Raw genomic sequence first — 902 nt, forward strand, 5'->3', positions numbered from 1 at the left:
CCATCTTTGGTGTTGTTGTCAGTGTCGCCATTACTTGCTTCACCGTTGTTATCAACATCGCCTGGGATGCCTGTGTCTACTGTGACTTTTTTCGGTTCGCTGGTTGCACTTGTATTACCTGCAGGATCAGTCACTTTAGCTGTAATGGTGTAGTCACCATCTGTTGGCACGTTGTCTTTCGGAATAGTGATTTCCGCTGAACCATTTTTGATATCATCTTCTGTCACGGTATGTGGAATTTCAACTGTCTTACCGTTTGGATCGGTTACAGATACAGTGATGGTATCACCTGCTTTTGTTCCTGTTGGGATAGTTACATTCGTTTGAATACCATCTTCAAGTTCTTTCGCATTGATATAGTCGTCACCGTTACCATCCGTGATAGTTACGATTGGTGCGCCATCTTTGGTGTTGTTGTCAGTGTCGCCATTACTTGCTTCACCGTTGTTATCAACATCGCCTGGGATGCCTGTGTCCACTGTGACTTTTTTCGGTTCGCTGGTTGCACTTGTATTACCTGCTGGATCAGTCACTTTAGCTGTAATGGTGTAATCACCATCCGTTGGCACGTTGTCTTTCGGAATAGTGATTTCCGCTGAACCATTTTTGATATCATCTTCTGTCACGGTATGTGGAACTTCAACTGTCTTACCGTTTGGATCAGTTACCGATACAGTGATGGTATCACCTGCTTTTGTTCCTGTTGGGATAGTTACATTCGTTTGAATACCATCTTCAAGTTCTTTCGCATTGATATAGTCGTCACCGTTACCATCTGTGATAGTTACGATTGGTGCGCCATCTTTGGTGTTGTTGTCAGTGTCGCCATTACTTGCTTCACCGTTGTTATCAACATCGCCTGGGATGCCTGTGTCTACTGTGACTTTTTTCGGTTCGCTGGT

1 protein-coding gene is annotated in these 902 nt (G+C 44.2%); it reads right to left on the reverse strand.

Translation table 11 applies throughout. The features are described 5' to 3' along the window. On the reverse strand, window positions 1-902 hold a 902-nt coding region (locus tag ACXVWP_RS11090), incomplete at both ends, for an Ig-like domain-containing protein (protein WP_458473407.1).

Source organism: Haemophilus sp. SZY H56, assembly GCF_054332415.1.